The sequence below is a fragment of the Actinophytocola sp. genome (assembly GCF_035634895.1).
In the GTDB taxonomy this organism is placed as follows: domain Bacteria; phylum Actinomycetota; class Actinomycetes; order Mycobacteriales; family Pseudonocardiaceae; genus Actinophytocola.
This window is the reverse complement of the sequence record NZ_DASQCC010000153.1, coordinates 73,718-89,884: the sequence shown is the minus strand read 5'-3', so window position 1 is coordinate 89,884 and position 16,167 is coordinate 73,718. Positions and strand designations below refer to the sequence as shown.

Genomic DNA, 16,167 nt, shown 5'->3' with positions numbered 1-16,167 from the left:
GGGTCAGCCGATCAGCGTGCGGAGCTCGTCGGCGACCGACTGGACGTGGGTCCCGTCCGGACCGGCCGGGCACTCGTGCGCCTGCTCGGTCATCCCCGGCGGCCAGCCGGCCGACCGGTCCCGGCCGCCGAACACGTCGAGCCGGCCGGCGTGATGCGCGGGCCGCCAGTCGCGGACCGCGTCCTGGTTGGCCTGCCAGACCCGCAGCGAGCGGGTGACGAAGGCCGGGGCCTCGTCGTGCGGGACGAGGTCGTGCTCCTGCCACTCGGCGAGCACCTCGGCCGGCTCCCGCCCCTGCGCGAGTTGGCGGAGTGCGGAGTCGACGAGGCCGGCGGCCGGGTCGACGAGGTCGTGGTCGATCGCCGCGAGCAACCGCACCTCGGCGCCCGCGCCGGTGAGCAGGCCGGCCAGCTCGACCGCGACCGCCGCGCCGGTGGAGCAGCCACCGAGGAAGTAGGGGCCGACCGGGTCGACGGCCCTGATCTCGTCGAGGTAGCGGCGTGCCATCGCCGCGATCGTCGTGCTCGGCGCCGCGTCGGTGTAGAGGCCGACCGGCTGCAGCCCGAACACGGGGAACTCGTCACCGAGGGCGCGCGCCAGGTCGCAGTAGGCGCCGACCTGCCCGCTCGCCGGGTGGACCAGGAACAGCGGTGGCCGGGAGCCGTCGCCGCTCTGGATCTCCACGAGGGGGAGGGACAGCGCCCGCCCGTTCTCCTCGCGCACGAGCGTCGCCAGCCGTTCGACGGTCGGGTTCTCCATCACCGCGTTGAGCGGGAGCTGGCGGTCGAACTCGTCGAGGACGGAGTTGATGACCCGCGCGGCGTCGAGCGAGTTACCGCCGACGCCGAAGAAGTTCTCCCTGATGCCGACGCCGAACCCGAGGACGTCCTGCCAGTGCCGGGCCACCCAGATCTCCGCGGGGTCCCGAGGGCGGGCGTGGTCGGTGTCGGTCGACGGTTCGACGGCCAGGTTCATGCTGTGGCTCCGGTCTCTGTCATTCCTGGTTCGCTGTCGTGGTGCCAAGTCGCCAACGTTGGATCTTCCCGGACGCGGACCGGGGGATGCCGTCGACGAAGGTGAACCGCTTGGGGATCTTGTAGCCGGCCAGCCGCCTGCCGCAGTGCGCGGCCAGTTCCACCCGGCGGACGGTCGCGGACGGTCGCAGCACCACGCGCACGCCGATGACCGAGCCGAGTGCCTCGTGCGGCACCCCGAGCGCCACCACGTCGAGCACGTCGGGGTGGTCCAGCAGCGCCGCCTCCACCTCGTTCGGGTCGACCTTCTCGCCGCCGACGTTGATGAGGTCGCCGGTGCGGTTCTCCAGGAACAGATAGCCGTCCTCGTCCAGCCTGCCCCGGTCGCCGACCGTGGCGAACCCGTCCGGCGTCGTCCGCACCACCTGGTCGCCGACATAACCCGACCGGCCGTGCGGCCGGCCGGTCCGCATGAACACGGTGCCGGCCGAGCCGGGGGCGACCGGCCGGCCGGCACCGTCCAGGATGCGGATCTGGGTGAGGAAGCCGCGGCCGACCGTGCCCGGCCGGGCGAGCCATTCGTCGCCCCGCACCAGGGTCATGCCGATGCCCTCGGTGGCGCCGTACAGTTCGTACAACCGGTGTGGACCGACCAGGTCGAGCCAGCCGCGCTTGGTGTCCGGGTCGCAGCGCGCGGCCGTGTGCAGCACCGCGCGCAGGCTGTCGAAGCTCGCCGGCTCCGGGCGGGCGAGCAGCAGGATCTCCCGCATGTGCGTCGGGGTCAGCTGCATCCACTCGACGGCGTACCGCTCGACCAGCTCGACCGTCCATTGTGGAGAGAACAGCGGCGGCAGCACGACGGTGTTCCTGTCCAGCACCGAGTCCACCAGGGTGGTGAACGGCGCGGCGTGGTACAGCGGCCCGACGATCAGCTGCCGCTGCCCCGACACCCAACCCGTCCGCCGGATCGGCAGGGACGGGGTCCGTGCCGCGTCGTAGCGCAGTGGACCCGGGCGCACGGCGATCTTGGGGATGCCGGTGCTCCCGCCGGTGGCCAGCAGGTAGGCCGGGGTCCGGTCGTCCGGTGGGGGCGGGGACCCCGGCCGCGGCCCCGCCGGGTGCGGCCTGCCGTGGGTGTCGAGCAGGTGGATGTGCGCGAACCGCATGCCGAGCTGGCGCAGCAGAGTGGTCCGCTCGGCCGGTGGCGTTCCCGGGTTCAGCGGGAAGACCGGGACCTCGGCGGCGAGTGCCGCGAGGATGCCGGTGGCCGCCGCCGCGGTGTTGCCCGCCTCGACGACCACGCAGGACGAACCGGGCAGCGTCCGCAGGACACGCGCCGTCGCCGCGACGAGCTCGCCGAGTTCTCCCCAGGACAGGGTCTGTTCGGCCAGGTCGCCGTCGAACCCGATCACGGCGGTGCCAGCGGGCTCGTCGGCCGCGATGGCGGCGATCCGCTCCGCGAAGGACTGGGTCGCCGACGTCATCGCAGGAGGTCGGCGACACGCCGGACGCTGGCCGCACTCATGAACTCGAACACGTCCAGCGCCCGGTCGAACTCGGTCTCGATGGCGGCGATGACGCCGAGCGCGGACAGCGAGTCGCCCCCGAGCTCGAGGAAGTCGTCGTTGGCGCCGACGGACCGCTCGTCGAGCTGCATCTGCTCGGCCCAGATCTTCACCAGACTGCGCTCGACATCGTCCCGGGGGTCCGCGAACAGCGTGCACCGGCCGTCGTCGACGGCGGCCGCGAGCTGCTCGACGTCGACCGAGCCGCCGGCCATCGGGATGCTCTCCACGGTCAGCACGCCGGCCAACCCGTTGTCCTCGCCAAGTTCCTGCCGCACGTGGTCGCGCAGCACCGGCCCGCCGAGGTAGTCGATCAGCTCGACGGCGGCGACGGTGACCTCCTTGCCGCCGTGGTGCAGGGTGGCTGCCTCTGCTCGGCGTACACCGGGATGTGCCAGCAGCACCTGGGAAATCTCGGCGGGTGTCACCACGAGAACTCTCCTCTCAGCACGTCGGCGACGAGCTTGGTCGTTTCGGCGTCACGCAGCAGGTCCGCGCGGTCCACGTCCAGCGACACCGTCCACTCGGGTGCCGCGGCCTGCTCCGGCTCGTGGTCCACGGAGGACACGAACAGGGGAGTTCCGGTGTGCGTGTCGAGCCCGCCCTGGCTCGCCAGCCGCAGGTAGGTGAGGTAACTGGCGAAGCCGGCGGTCAGCTCCCGGCGGAAGACGTCGTGCAGCGCGAGCCTGCCCGCCATCGCCGTCATCAGCGTCTCGTACCGGCCGGCCAGCGCGGCGGCGATGCCGGGCAGGTCTTTCGGGTACCGGTCGAGCAGGCGTTCCGCGTACCGGTGCGCGTCGTCCAGCTCCGCCTCGGTCAGATGCTCGGCGGAGGCGGTGATCGCGGCGGTGAACTGGTCGGACAGCGCGGTGGCGCCGGCCGGCACGACCGCGTCGAAGAGCACTGTCCGCGGCGGCGGATGCCCGGCCGAGGCGACCGCGTCCGCGACCCGGGTCGCCAGGCACGCCCCGCCGCAGAAGCCCAGCACCGCGCGCACCGGGCGGCCGGTCGCCAGCACCTGGCGGACCCATTCCTCGAGGCGCGGGTCGAGGAGGTCGGGTTCCCCGCGGGGGGCCGGCGGTCTGAGGTGGAGGAAGCAGGAGTCGGCCGGCGCCGCCGCGGCCAGCTCGGCGAAGCCGGCCGCCGCGCGCCCGCCCGCGAAGTCGAGGCACAGGACCAGCTCAGGCCCCCGATCGCAGAGCAGTTGCCAGTCCGTCAGTTCCGCCACCGATGTCACTGCCTGACCTCCCGTGCTCTCGTTCCCCGGCCGCCAGCGCCTGGTAGTCGATCTTCCCGCCGGGTGTCTGGGGCAGGCGTTCGACGGGCTGGAACACCACGTGCCTGCCCGGTACCCCCAGTAAGGCGGCCAGCTGCCCACACTGCTCCCGGTGCACCGCCGGATCGCCGGCGCCGACCAGGCGTAGGAAGTCGTCCTCGTCGCTGACGATCGCGGTGGGGTGACCCGGCCGGGCCACCTGGTGCTCCAGGTCGTCGAGGCTCACCCGGACGCCGAGCACCTTGACGATGCGCTTGGTGCGGCCCGTCAGGTACAGGTAGCCGTCCACCAGGTAACCGAGGTCCCCCGTGTCGAGGACGGTCACCTCGTCGCCTCTGGACAGGTCGGCGCGACCGGTGGCGTAGCCGAGCATGACGCCGGGGCCGCGGTAGTGCACCGCGCCCTCACCTGGCTTTCCCCCGTGCCGGGCGGGTCCCGGCTCGATCGTGATCGTGCCGCCCGGCACCGCCACCCCGACCGATCCGAGGTGCGCGGGCAGGTCTTCCGAGGCGAGGCAGGCGATGCGGGAGGTGGCCTCGGTCTGGCCGTACATGACGAAGAACCGGCCGTCCCGCCGCGCCATCGTCTGCCACAACCGCAGTGCGGTCTCGTCGGGCAGGCGCGCACCGGACTGCGTCATGGTGCGGATGCGGGTGCGGGCCAGCAGCTTCTCGTGTGCCGGGCCGTACGCCGCGTACGTGGTCGGGACCGCGGCGAACGAGGTGGCGCCCGCTCTGGTCAGCTCGTCCCACATGGCGAGCGACAGCGGCGACCGGCCGCTGAGCATGATGGTGGCGCCGGCGAGGAGGTGACTGTTCAGCACGGACAACCCGTAGGCATGCGTGATCGGCAGCGTGGTCGGCGCGCAGTCCGCCGACGTGATGCCCAGTGCCCGGACGACCGCGGCGCTGTTGGCGGCCACGCCGGAGTAGGACAGCCGCACCGCCTTGGGACTGCCCGTGGACCCCGAGGTGGCGATGAGCAGACCGGTGTCCGGGTGGATGTCCGCCGTCGAGGTCCGGTGACGGCGGAAGACCCGCACCCCGGCGGTCTCGGCGGGCCGGTAGCCCAGTGCCGGCAGGTCGTCCTCCGTGCCGGGGGCCGGCACCACGAACTCGGGCCGGTAGGCCGCGAGGACCTCCCGCGACGACGGCAGGAACGCCACGGCGTGGCCGAGCCGCAGCGCGGCGAGGTAGGTCAGCAGCGTGGCCAGGTCGCGGTCTCCCGCGCACACCACCAGCGCCTTGCTGTCGTGCCGGAGCAGCCGCTCCACCCCGCCGACGAGGCCGGCCAGCTCGCCGTAGGTCAACGTCTCCCGGCCCGCGACGGACACCGCGGGTGCCGACGGCGCCGCGCGGTCGTGGGTCACCAGGTCAAGCACCGCCACCACCGCCTGACAGTCCGAAGTGGTCACCGAGGTGAGCGCAGCCCTGGACGCGGGCCGCGCGGGGCCGCGCGCCCTCGTCCCGCGGCGGGGAGACCGGCGGGTCGAGGCCGTCCTGCGGCGTCACGAGGTACCGGCTCCAGTACCAGGCGCCCGACCGCTGGTGGTCCGGCCGCTCCAGCAAGGCTGTGACCTGGGGATCAGACGGCACGTACGCCTCCGTCCTTCAGCACCCGGTGGATCGCGTTCACCAGTTGTGCGCGGCTCGGTTGGACGGCCCGGTCGAGCTCCGCCGCGTAGGGCAGCACCGCGCCGTCCGGTCTCGTCACGCGGGCCGGCGCGGTGGTCAGCCCGAGCCACTCCGCCGCGGTGGCCAGGATCTCCCCGCCGATCCCGCAGGACCGGTTGGAGTCGTCGATCACCACGAGGCGCCCGGTCTTCGCCACCGAGACGGCCAGCCCGTCCCAGTCGAACGGGTACAGCGTGCGCGGGTCGAACACCTCGACGGACGCGTCGCCCGCCAACTCCTCCGCGACGGCGAGCGCGTCCCACACCAGGTGGCCGATCGCGACGACCGTCACGTCGTCGCCCTCCCTGCGCACCCGGCCGGTGCCGAGCGGGACGCAGGTCAGGTCGGCGAAGTCCACGTCCTCGCGCACCGTGAGCGCGCCGGCCGGCGCGAACACCACGACCGGGTCGTCGTCGCGGATGGCCGTGCACAGCAGCCCGTAGGCGTCGGTGGGGGAGGCGGGCACCGCGGTCTTCACCCCGACGTGGGCGAACAGGCTGTACGGGTGGTCGGAGTGCTGGCCCGCCCAGCCGGACCGCGACCCGGAGCCGGGCACCAGATAGGTCACCGGCACCCGTGCCTGCCCGCCGGTCATCAGCGAGAACTTGTGCGCCTGGTTGGATATCTGCTCGAACACGAGGAACAGCAGCGACGGGATCTGGTACTCGATCACCGGTCGTAGCCCGGCGAGTGCCGCGCCGGTGGCGAAGCTGGTGAACGCCTGCTCGGACAGCGGGGTGTCGAGCACCCTGCGCGACCCGAACCGGCCGGCGAGCCCCGCGGTCACGGTCGAGACCGCCACCCGGACGTCCTCGCCCAGCACGAACACGTCCGGATCGCGGGCGAGCTCGTCGGCGAGCGCCCGGTTGAGCGCCTTGCGGTAGGACAACCACGGCATCGTCAACCACTCCCCGAGCGGCCGCGCATGCCGGTCGCGTACAGGTGGTCCAGCGCGCCGGACGGATCCGGCCGGGGGCTGCCGACGGCGAACTCGACCGCGCTGTCGAGCAGCGCCTCGATCTCGATGTCGACCGCCGACCTGTCTACTTCGGACAGTCGGGAGCCCTGGATCTCCACCGGGTCCCGGGACCTGGCCAGCGCCACCTCCGCCTCGTCCCGGTAGCGGACCCGGGAGCCGTGCTCCCAGGTGTGGTGGGCGTCGAACCGGTAGGTCGTGCACTCGATCAGGCTCGGCCCGCAGCAGGCACGGGCCCGCGCCAGTGCGGCGCGGGTCGCGTCGAACACGATCTGCGGGTCCGTCCCGTCCACTGCCACGGCCGGCATGCCGAACGCCTCGGCCCGCCCGGTGATCGTGCCGGCGACCGCGTCCTTCACCGTCAGCGAGGTCGCGTAGCCGTTGTTCTCGCACACGAACAGCACGGGCACCCGCCACAGCGCGGCGAGGTTCATCGCCTCGAGCAGCACGCCCTGGTTGACCGCGCCGTCACCGAAGAAGCTCACCCCCACCGGGTCGCCGCCGCCGTTCTGCTCGGCCTGGCGCCTGGCCGCCCACACCGCGCCGACGGTGATCGCCCCGTTGGCGCCGACGATGGCGTTGGCTCCGAAGATCCCGAGGGAGAAGTCCGCGGCGTGCATCGAGCCACCACGGCCCTTGTTCAGCCCGGTGGACCGGCCGGCGAGCTCGGCCAGCATCCTGGCCGGGTCGGCGTTGCGGGCCAGCACGTGCCCGTGCCCCCGGTGGGTGCTGGTGATGATGTCACCGGCACGCAACGCCGTGCACACGCCCGCGGCGACGGCCTCCTGCCCGGTGTAGGGGTGGATCCCGCCGACGATTACTCCACTGTGGACCAGTTCGACCGCCCGCTCCTCGAACCGCCGGATCAGCCGGACGGCCCGGTAGAGGTCGCAGGGCGTGTTCATGCGATTCTGATCGCCTCGAGGATGCCGTCCCACAACCTGGTCCTCGCCGTCAGCGCCGTGTTCACCGTGTCCGCGCACTGCGCCCACTTCTCGTCGTCCTCGCCGCAGAGGTCGGCCAGCATCTGCATGGCCATCGGGGTGTGCTGCTCGCCGTCGACCTCGATGTGCCGTTCGAGGTAGTCCACGAAGGTGCCGAGCCTCCTGCTCCGCTTGTTGACCTCGACCACCTTGGCGAACATGTCCGGGATCAGGTCCTCCCTGCCGAACGCGAAGGCCGCGGCCTGGCAGTGCACCGGAGCGGTCTCGATGATGTCCCAGGTGGTGCGGGCGAACTCGGCTGCCGGCTTCGGTACGCCGGCCTGGTCCAGCGCCGCGCGCACCTCGACCCCGTCACGCAGCAGGACGACCAGCTTGTCGACGGCGGCGGTGCTCGCCCCCGCCTCGCGCATCCCGTCGACGTACAGTTCGAAGTGGCTGGTGAACCCGTCGCCGAGCTCGTCGCTCTCCTCGACCATCACTATGTCGTTGATCAGGCGGCGGCTGCCGGGCGGCCCGGTGGGCACCCAGGGCACCGCGACACAGGTCAGGTTGCGCTGCAGGGACTTCAGCAATGACATGAAGTCCAGCACGGCGAACGCGTGGTGCTCCATGAACGTGGTGATCGCGTCGTGGTCGTCGAGGCTCGCGTACAGCGGGTGGCTGACGACGTGGTCCCGCGCCGGGCCGATCTCCTGCTCGAGCCTGCCGATCCCGGGGTGGGTCCTTCCCCAGTCATATCTGGACATGGGCGGCTCCTCGCTCGTCGGTGGTCGGTGTGTGCCAGAGGGCCGGGCAGAACTCGGGGTCGGCGTAGTCCGGTGTGCCGTCCCGGTTGCTGCGGACCAGTGCGTCGTGGTTGTACGTCGCGAGCTCCCCGTTGGAGAGTGGGAACTCGCGGTAGGCGTTGTCGCCGTCCTGCAGGTGCAACGAGATCGCCCTGCGTGGGTTCGTGCTCCGGTTGGGGCCGCTGCCGTGGTAGGTCCGGCAGTGGTGGAAGCTCATGTGCCCCTTGGGGATCCGCATCGGAACCCGCCTCAGCTCCGCGCCGTTGTGCTCGGCGTTGCGTTCGAGCACCGCCTCCAGCCGGTTCCGGTCGCGTCTCGCGAAGTGCTCGTTGGCGCTGTCCTCGAAACCGACCTCCTCCCAGGTGTTGCTCCCGTCGACCATGACGATCGTGCCCATGTCCTCGTCGCAGTCGTGGAACGGGATGAACGCGGTCAGCATGTCCTCCGAGGAGGACGAGGCCCAGTAGTGCTTGTCGAAGTGCCAGGGCACGACGTTCGACGGCTCGCTCACGATCGGTGGCTTGTAGATCAGGGTCGACTGGAACACCCGGATCAGCCCGACCCGCGCCAGCCGCGCGGCCACCGCGCCGATCAACGGCTTGAGCAGCACCGCCGCGATCGCGTCGCTCTCGTAGTGGACGTAGTCGTTGTGCCGCTGCACGTCGCCGTGCTCCGGGGTCCAGTAGGCAAGCCGGGGCGGCCGCACGGGCAGCCTGCGGTCGCGTTCCCCCGCGTAGTACCGCTCGCTCGCCGCGAGCAGCTCGTCGACCTCGTGGTCCGAGAACAGCTTCTCGGACAGGTACCACCCGTGCGCGGCGAAGAACGCGACGTCCTCGTCGGTCGGCAGCAGCGCCTGTTCCTGCTCGGTCAGCACGAACTCGCGCGTCGCGGTCACGAGAGGACCCCGGACAGCTCGCGCTGCTTCGCGGCGTACAACATCTTGATGTTGCCACTGCCGAAGGTGAGCGCGCCCCGCCGCTCGACGATCTCCAGGAACAGCGTCCTGCGGACGTGCATCGACTCGGTGAAGATCTGCAGCAGCTGACCCCAGTGGTCCCGGTCCACCAGCACGCCGAGCTCGCGCAGTTGGGCGAGCGGCGCGTCCAGGTGCCCGACCCGCGCCTCCAGCCCGTCGTAGTAGGTGTCCGGCGTGCCGAGGAACCGCACCCCGTGGTCGGTCAGCCTGCCCACCGCGGCCACGATGTCGTCGGTGCCGAACGCGATGTGCTGCACACCGGCGCCCGCGTGCCAGGACAGGAAGTCGTCGATCTGCCCTGGCTGGCGGTCGGGGTCCGGCTCGATCAGCGTGAACGTGACCTCCTGGGACGGGCTCTGCACCACGACGGAGTCCATGCCCTGCCCGCCGACTTCGATGTACTCGGTGAACACCTGGGTGAAGCCGAAGACGTCCGCGTAGCGCTGCGCGGTCGGGGCGAGTCCGCCGGCCGGCACGCAGATCGCGATGTGGTCGATGGTGCGCAGCAGCTTGCCGTCGCCGTGCGACTGCGACTCGGTCACCTCGATCGCGCCGGGCAGGAACTCCCTCGGCGGGCCGTGCCGTTCGACCAGCCGGTGCGTCACGTCGGAGAACCCGGCGACCTCGGCGATGATCGCCCGCCGGTCGTCCTGACCGTACTCCCTGGGCGGGGAGACCGGTTCCGCGCCGCGCTCGACCAGCGTGCGGTAGGCGGCGGTGGCGTCGTCGACACCGATCCCGATGCAGGCCACGCCGTCGCCGTGCCGCCGGACGTACTCGGTCGCCGGGTGGTCGACGACCAGCCCGGAGGTGAGCACCAACTGGATGTCGCCCTGGCGCAGCAACAGTGAGCGCTGGCCGGGCAGCCCGGTCTCGGGGCCGCCCTGCCCGCAGATGGTGAAGCCGAACGCCGTGCTGAGGTAGAGCGCTGTCTGGCGTGCGTCCCCAACGTACAACTCGATGTGGTCGATACCGGAGATGTTCATCGGCTACCTTCTCCTGCCTGACGTGGTGCCCTCGGCCGTCACCGGAGCCCGCCCAACCGGCTCCCCAACACGTCGACGGCTTCGGAAACGGTCGTGATGCCGGCGAGCCGGCTGTCGTCGAGGTCGAAGCACAGGCCGTAGCGCTGCTCGACCTGGTGCAGCAGCCAGGCCAGCTCCATGGAGTCGATGGTCTCGGGCACCGCGTCCACCGACCGGGAGCCGAAGCTCGCGAGTATCGCCACGATCTCGTCGCGGCGTGTCGTGCCGTCCCAGCTCATGCGGTCACCTCCCGCGCTGCCTGGCGCAGGACCGTGCCGCTGCGCACCAGTTTCCCCGTCGTGGTGCGGGGCAGGTCGGCGAGCACGTGCAGTCGCCTCGGCCGTTTGTGGGCGGCGAGCCGCTCGGCCAACTCGGCCTCGACCGCCGCCGCGGTGGCGTTTCGAGCGAGCTGGACGTATGCCGTGATGACGTCGTCATGCACCACGACGACCTCGGTCACCGCCGGCAGCGCGCGCACGGTCGCCTCGACCTCGGTCAGGTCGACCTTCAGCCCGCCGATCGAGATCTGCGAGTCCAGGCGTCCCAGGACGGTGACGAGCCCGCTTTCCCGGTCGACCGTGCCCGCGTCCCTGGTGTGCAGCCAGCCGCCGGTCCACCTGGTCGGGTCGGACAGGCCGACGTACGGGGACTCGGGCCTGCTGATCAGCAGTTCGCCACCGTGTTCGACGACGTCGAGGCCGGGCGCGGGCGTGAGCGCTGGCCGGTGCTCGCCGAACAGGTCGGTGGCGATCACGCCGACCTCGGTCATCCCCCACATGTTGCCGAGCGGCACTCGGTACCTGTCGGTGAAGGCGGCGGCGGTCGCCGCGGGCACCAGCTCGCCACCGGTGGTCAACCGCTTCAACTGCGGCAGGGCGGGTGGGTTCGTCACGGACGCGAGCAGTCCGATGTGGAACGGCACCCCCAGCACGGTCGCCGGGGTCGGCTCGGCCGCCACCGCGTCGAGGACGCTGTCCCCGGTGACCCGGTCCGGCACCCGGATCCGCACGCCGGCGTGCAGCCCGTACAGGAGGGCGCCGACGAGCCCGAGCACGTGCACCATCGAGGCCAGCACGACAATCCGTTCGCCAGGCAGCGGCACCCCGTCGATGCGGGAGTACCTGCCCAGCTCGGCGATCAGGTCCGTCGCGGTACGACCGATCACTTTGGACGGACCGGTTGAGCCGGAACTGAGCTGTACCAAGGCGTGGGGTGTCGCGGCGGGACGGCCGGGCCACGGCTTCGCGATCTCCTCGACGTCGACGAACGCACGCAACGTGCCACCCCTGGTGTGCTGTGCGGCGACGACGACCTGGGGAGCGAGCCGATGCAGCGCCGCGTCGACCTCGAACCGGGTCATGCGGTGGTCGAGCAGGATCACCTGGGCGCCGGTGCGCCAGCCGGCCAGCAGGTTCGCGACATACGCGATGGACGGTGGCAACCGGAGCGCGACCGAGCCGCCGGCGCGCAGACCGGCGGCCGCGAGGGCCGACTGTCGCTCCGACACCAGCCTGCGCAGGGTCCGCCGGTCGACGAGCCGGTCCGAACACAGGCAGACCTCGTCTTCCGCTCCGGAGAGCAGGACCTCGTCGACCCAGTCCGGGCTAGTGACAAGCCCAGTGGGCATCGCAGAAAGCTCTTGTGTCACCGGCACTCCCTCGCCTTTCCGAGTACGCGATTCCCTTGGTACTAGCCCGCGAGCGGGACAGCTAGAGTAATTCCGCGTCGCTTTCGGCCGGTCGAAAGTTTCGATGGTGCTGTCAAGTCAAGGCACAGAACGGGAATCGGCTGCCCGGAGCCGGAAGGGGCGGTCCATCGTGCCGGTCGGCGGCGGCAGTGAATAGAGTAATGCGAAGCTGGAAGCTCATCCTTGACGACACCGCTCCCGGTAGCGGACTCTCTTGTCTGTCGAAGGGAAACATTGGCCATGACTGATGAGATCCGCCAGTTCCTGTTCGAGTCGTTGACGGAGATGCAGTACAGCACCGACGACATCGTCGACGACACCACTCTCGGCCCCGCCGGGGTCGACCTGGAGTCGCTCGCGATCGCCGAGCTCACACTGCGGTTCGAGGACCGGTTCGGAGTCCGGTTCAGCGACGACGAGTCCGACACGTTGGCCGCCATGACGATCGGCGAGTTCTGCGACGCGGTCGCGGCACGCGCGCGGGCGTCGTCCACAACGTGATACCGCGATGACCGGTGTCACGGTGACCGGCATGGGGCTGGTGTGTCCGGTCGGGACCGCGGTGGACGAGGTGTTCACCGCCGTCTGTGCCGGCCGGTCCGGCCTTTCCCGGCCACCCGCTGAACATCCGCTGCACGGGGTCGTCGACGTCGCGGCGTTCAGCCCGGACATCGACCCGGCGAGCGTACTGCCGCTGACGGCGGCACGCACGGTCGACCGCTCGATCGTGATGGCCGTGCGTGCCGCCGGTGCAGCCGTGGCCGACGCCGGGATCGAGGTCGGCCGGGACGTCGACGAACACCGCATCGCGGCCGTCGTCTCCGGTGTCGGTGGGCTCGCGACGCTGGCCGACCAGGCGGTCTCGCGTTCGGACCGCGGTCGGTCCGGCGTCAGCCCGTACCTGCTGTCCGGTGTGCTGCCGAACATGGCGGCGGCGCGGATCGCCATCGAGTTCGGCATCAGGGGCTGTGTCTCGTCGGTCGGCACCGCGTGTGCGTCCGGTGCGCAGTCGATCGGTGAGGCGGTGCGAATCCTGCGGGCCGGTGAGGCCGACGTGGTGGTGTGCGGCAGTTCCGAGGCGCCGCTGTTCCCGACGTTCGCCGACGCGTTCGGCAACGCCCGCGCGCTCGCGCGGGGCTGGCCGGACCCGACCGCCGCGAGCCGGCCGTTCGACCGGCGCCGCAACGGTCTGGTGCTCGGCGAGGCCGCCGGTGTCTTCGTGGTGGAACGCACCGAGTTCGCGCGTGCGCGGGGCGCGCGGCGGTACGCCGAGGTCCTCGGCTGGGCGGTGACGAACGACGCCTACCACACCGCGACCCCTCGCCCGGACGGATCCGGTGCGGCGCAGAGCATGCGGCTCGCGTTGTCAGACGCCGGACTGTCCACGAAGGACATCGACTACCTCAACGCCCACGGCACCAGCACCAAGGCCGGCGACGCCGCCGAGGCGGTGGCGATCAAGAGCGTCTTCGGCGATGGCGGGCCACCGGTCAGCTCGACGAAGGGGGTGACCGGACACCTGCTGGGCGCCTCCGGCGTTGTCGAAGCCGCGATCAGCGTTTCGGTGCTGCGCAAAGGGATGTTGCCGCCGACGCACAACCTGGACGACCCGGACCCGGCGTGCGACCTCAACCACGTCCGCACCGCGAAGCCGGCCGGAGTGCGGACGGTCATGTCGAACTCGTTCGGCTTCGGGGGCCACAACGTCAGCCTCGTCCTGGGTGCGTGATCCGTGTTCGACCAGACCATGCCGGACCAGACCGTGCCGGACCAGAGCATGTCGGACCAGAGCATGTCGGACCGGATCACCGTCCCGTTCTCCGGACCCGGTGCGGGAACGGCGCCGCTGTCCTGGGGGCAGAAGGCGATCCTGCGGGAGGTGCGGGACACGGGCTGGACCCACAACTCCAGCGGCGCGCACGAGGTGCCGCGCGGCACCACGGTCGAGGCCGTCGCCGCGGGAGTCGGCGCGGTCATGAGCCGGTATCCCGCGCTGCGCCTGCGGTTGGGCACCGACGAGGCCGGTAACCCGTGCCAGGTGGTGTTCGGCTCGGGGGAGATCGACCTCGAGGTCGTCAACCTCGCCGACGACAGCCACCCCGCCGACGTCGGCAAGTTCGTCCACGACCTGTGCTACGCGTGGCTGGTCACCCCGTTCGACCCGTACCGGCAGTGGTCGGTGCGGATGGCGGTGGTCCGCCACCGGGACGTCACGCGGTACCGGGTGCTCACGATCGGCCACCTGGTCGCGGACGGCGCGGCGGTCACACGGATCGTCGCCGACCTCCGGGCGGGTGGTGCGGCACGGCGCCGCGCCGACCCGCGCACACCGGGACCGCTCGAACTCGGCAGGGCGGAGCAGACCCCGGAGGCGAAGCGGGTCAGCGGGCGGGCCATGCGCCACTGGGAGGCGAGGCTGCGCGCAATCCCGCCACAGACGTTCGGGGCGCTGCCCACCCGCCCGGCGGGGCGGCGGTACCGGTACGGGCACCTCGACTCGCCTGCCACCCACCTCGCGGTGCTCGCCATCGCGGAACGGACCCGCACGGACACCGCGCGAGTGTTGCTGGCCGTCATCGCCACGGCGATCGGGCGGGCGACCGGCGTGCACCCGCTCACCACGAAAGTTGTGGTGAGCAACAGATTCCGGCCGGGACTCGCCGGGACCGTCGCGACGCTCTGCCAGGACTCCGTGCTCACCGTCGAACTCGACGGCACCGTCGACGACGTGGTGGCGCGGGTGCGCGGTGCCTCGACGGCCGCCTGGCTGCAGGGCTACTACGACCCGGACCAGCTGGCGGAACTCCACGCCCGGCTCGACCGTGACCGCGGTCATCCCGCGCGGGTCACCTGCCGGATCAACGACCGGCGCGCCGCCCGGCCGGCAGCGGGGGTGGTCCTCGGCACCGAGGTGACCGCGGAAGGGCTGCGCGCGAAGGCGGAGGAGACCGCGTTCGTGTGGGGAGGCGAGCTGGACACCGCCGTCGACCAGGTCTTCATCGCGATCGAGGACCGGCCGGGAACCGTCTTCCTGCAAGGGGTCTTCGACCTGACGTGCCTCACCGAGGGGCAGGCGGAACGGGTGCTGCGCGGGGTCGAGGAGGTGGCGGTCGCGGCCGCGCTCGATCCCGCTGCGCCGGCCCGAGTCAGTTCGTGATCCCGGTCAGGCACAGGTCACGCAGGTCGGGGTCGTAGTCGGCCACCACCACGAGGTCCGCGGGCTCGGCGAGCTGTTCGGCCATGTGCCACCACGCCCCGGTGGCCGGTTGTCCGGCCGGCACCACGGTGTGCCCCGGGTGCGCGGGCCACGCCGTCGCGAGCCCGTCACCCAGTACGACACGCACGTCGTCGTGTCCTGCCGACAGTTCGGCGATCCCCTCGGCGGCACGGTCCGCGACCGCGGCCGGGGACACGTCCGAGTACTGGTGCGGGCCCGCGACCGGCGACCCGTCGGCATCGCCGAACAGCATCGCGACACCACGGTGTTCTGCGGGCGGGACCGCGGGTGAGTCGTAGGGAATCCCCGCCTGCTCCACGACGAGCAGCAGTGCCCGCCGGGGCCGGTAGGCGCGGATGACCCGCAGGCCGGTGAACGCCGCGGCGCGGCCCTGGTCGCAGAGGGCGAACGACATCGGGGTGCCGGGGCACACCCGGCTCAGGTAGGCGGCGGTGGCCCGGCCGGGCCACAGGTCGTGGACCGAGAACGCCAGCACCAGCAGGTCGATGGGCTCCGCCTCGGCGACGATGGGCGCCAGCAGCGCCGTGGCCATCTCCCCGTAGGACTGCCCGGACAGCTCGGCGTGCGGCTCGATGCCGAAGGGCCGGGTCAGGTCCGCCAGGTAGGTGCCGATGCCGGCGCGGCGGTCGTCGTCGGCGAGGAAGGCGGCCGGTTCGGCGAACGCCGCGCGGTCCGTGCGGATCAGGTTCGGGCCCGCGCGCCTCGACGCCGGGCCCGGCCGGGACACGAACACGGGCTACCAGGGCCGGCCGTGACCGGCGACGAAGGTGGCCAGCTCGCCGACGGTGCGGGTCCGCTCCGGGTCCATCGTCTCCACGTCGATCTGCACCCCGAGCACCTCCTCGACCTCCAGCAGCAGTTCCAGTCCGAGCGAGGAGCTGAGACCGAGGTGTTCCGCCATCAGCATGTCCTCGGTGATCGGGCCGTCCCGCTTCAGCAGCCTGTGCAGCTGTGTGGTGATCGCGTCGACGGCACGCGCGCGCAGCGCGACGTCGATCCCGGCTTCCGGTGCGGCCATTGTCGTCCTCCATGCGGTACTCGTTCGTGG

At 71.7% G+C, this 16,167-nt stretch carries 18 protein-coding genes; 3 read left to right on the top strand and 15 right to left on the bottom strand.

The window, feature by feature from the left end; all coding sequences use genetic code 11:
- Nucleotides 1–3: 3 nt before the first annotated feature.
- The 13 genes from VET29_RS23300 to VET29_RS23240 are packed head-to-tail and all read right to left on the bottom strand — an operon-like array spanning nucleotide 4 to nucleotide 11,821.
- A complete protein-coding gene (locus VET29_RS23300; RefSeq protein WP_324923970.1) occupies nucleotides 4–975 on the bottom strand; it encodes a thioesterase domain-containing protein in 972 nt (323 codons plus the stop codon).
- A gap of 19 nt (nucleotides 976–994) precedes the next feature.
- Nucleotides 995–2,458, bottom strand: a complete 1,464-nt coding sequence (locus VET29_RS23295) for an AMP-binding protein (protein ID WP_324923968.1) — start codon at nucleotides 2,456–2,458, stop codon at nucleotides 995–997.
- A complete protein-coding gene (locus VET29_RS23290; protein ID WP_324923966.1) occupies nucleotides 2,455–2,970 on the bottom strand; it encodes a phosphopantetheine-binding protein in 516 nt (171 codons plus the stop codon). Before VET29_RS23290 ends, VET29_RS23295 begins: the two co-directional genes overlap by 4 nt.
- Nucleotides 2,964–3,767 carry a thioesterase domain-containing protein gene (locus tag VET29_RS23285; RefSeq protein WP_324923964.1) on the bottom strand — a complete coding sequence of 268 codons (804 nt, stop codon included), beginning with the start codon at nucleotides 3,765–3,767 and terminating at the stop codon, nucleotides 2,964–2,966. Before VET29_RS23285 ends, VET29_RS23290 begins: the two co-directional genes overlap by 7 nt.
- The gene (locus tag VET29_RS23280) at nucleotides 3,721–5,205 is read right to left on the bottom strand and encodes an AMP-binding protein (protein ID WP_324923962.1); all 1,485 of its coding nucleotides are present in this window, start codon (nucleotides 5,203–5,205) and stop codon (nucleotides 3,721–3,723) included. The genes VET29_RS23285 and VET29_RS23280 overlap by 47 nt, the downstream gene beginning before the upstream one ends.
- Nucleotides 5,189–5,410, bottom strand: coding sequence for a hypothetical protein (locus VET29_RS23275; protein ID WP_324923960.1), 222 nt, complete (start codon nucleotides 5,408–5,410; stop codon nucleotides 5,189–5,191). The genes VET29_RS23280 and VET29_RS23275 overlap by 17 nt, the downstream gene beginning before the upstream one ends.
- A complete protein-coding gene (locus VET29_RS23270; RefSeq protein ID WP_324923958.1) occupies nucleotides 5,400–6,386 on the bottom strand; it encodes an alpha-ketoacid dehydrogenase subunit beta in 987 nt (328 codons plus the stop codon). Before VET29_RS23270 ends, VET29_RS23275 begins: the two co-directional genes overlap by 11 nt.
- A 2-nt stretch (nucleotides 6,387–6,388) precedes the next feature.
- Nucleotides 6,389–7,369, bottom strand: a complete 981-nt coding sequence (locus VET29_RS23265) for a thiamine pyrophosphate-dependent dehydrogenase E1 component subunit alpha (protein ID WP_324923956.1) — start codon at nucleotides 7,367–7,369, stop codon at nucleotides 6,389–6,391.
- Complete coding sequence (locus VET29_RS23260) at nucleotides 7,366–8,154, bottom strand: DUF3050 domain-containing protein (protein WP_324923954.1); 789 nt, start codon at nucleotides 8,152–8,154, stop codon at nucleotides 7,366–7,368. Before VET29_RS23260 ends, VET29_RS23265 begins: the two co-directional genes overlap by 4 nt.
- Nucleotides 8,141–9,088, bottom strand: coding sequence for a phytanoyl-CoA dioxygenase family protein (locus VET29_RS23255; protein ID WP_324923952.1), 948 nt, complete (start codon nucleotides 9,086–9,088; stop codon nucleotides 8,141–8,143). The genes VET29_RS23260 and VET29_RS23255 overlap by 14 nt, the downstream gene beginning before the upstream one ends.
- Nucleotides 9,085–10,155 (bottom strand): 4-hydroxyphenylpyruvate dioxygenase, encoded by a 1,071-nt coding sequence (gene hppD / locus VET29_RS23250; protein WP_324923950.1) that lies wholly within the window; start codon nucleotides 10,153–10,155, stop codon nucleotides 9,085–9,087. Before hppD ends, VET29_RS23255 begins: the two co-directional genes overlap by 4 nt.
- A 38-nt stretch (nucleotides 10,156–10,193) precedes the next feature.
- A complete protein-coding gene (locus VET29_RS23245; protein WP_324923948.1) occupies nucleotides 10,194–10,433 on the bottom strand; it encodes a hypothetical protein in 240 nt (79 codons plus the stop codon).
- Nucleotides 10,430–11,821, bottom strand: a complete 1,392-nt coding sequence (locus VET29_RS23240) for a fatty acid--CoA ligase family protein (RefSeq protein ID WP_324923945.1) — start codon at nucleotides 11,819–11,821, stop codon at nucleotides 10,430–10,432. The genes VET29_RS23245 and VET29_RS23240 overlap by 4 nt, the downstream gene beginning before the upstream one ends.
- A gap of 300 nt (nucleotides 11,822–12,121) precedes the next feature.
- Between VET29_RS23240 and VET29_RS23235 the strand changes: the two genes are divergently transcribed.
- The 3 genes from VET29_RS23235 to VET29_RS23225 are packed head-to-tail and all read left to right on the top strand — an operon-like array spanning nucleotide 12,122 to nucleotide 15,038.
- A complete protein-coding gene (locus tag VET29_RS23235) occupies nucleotides 12,122–12,382 on the top strand; it encodes a phosphopantetheine-binding protein (RefSeq protein ID WP_324923943.1) in 261 nt (86 codons plus the stop codon).
- Between the two features lie 7 nt (nucleotides 12,383–12,389).
- A complete protein-coding gene (locus VET29_RS23230) occupies nucleotides 12,390–13,610 on the top strand; it encodes a beta-ketoacyl-[acyl-carrier-protein] synthase family protein (RefSeq protein ID WP_324923941.1) in 1,221 nt (406 codons plus the stop codon).
- Between the two features lie 3 nt (nucleotides 13,611–13,613).
- Nucleotides 13,614–15,038, top strand: a complete 1,425-nt coding sequence (locus VET29_RS23225; RefSeq protein WP_324923939.1) for a condensation domain-containing protein — start codon at nucleotides 13,614–13,616, stop codon at nucleotides 15,036–15,038.
- On the opposite strand, the gene VET29_RS23220 is transcribed toward VET29_RS23225, so the two are convergent.
- On the bottom strand, nucleotides 15,028–15,846 hold the full coding sequence (locus VET29_RS23220; RefSeq protein ID WP_324923937.1) for a hypothetical protein: 819 nt from the start codon (nucleotides 15,844–15,846) through the stop codon (nucleotides 15,028–15,030). The two genes, VET29_RS23225 and VET29_RS23220, sit on opposite strands and share 11 nt — an antisense overlap.
- Nucleotides 15,847–15,855: 9 nt before the next feature.
- Complete coding sequence (locus VET29_RS23215; RefSeq protein WP_324923935.1) at nucleotides 15,856–16,137, bottom strand: phosphopantetheine-binding protein; 282 nt, start codon at nucleotides 16,135–16,137, stop codon at nucleotides 15,856–15,858.
- Nucleotides 16,138–16,167: the final 30 nt, after the last annotated feature.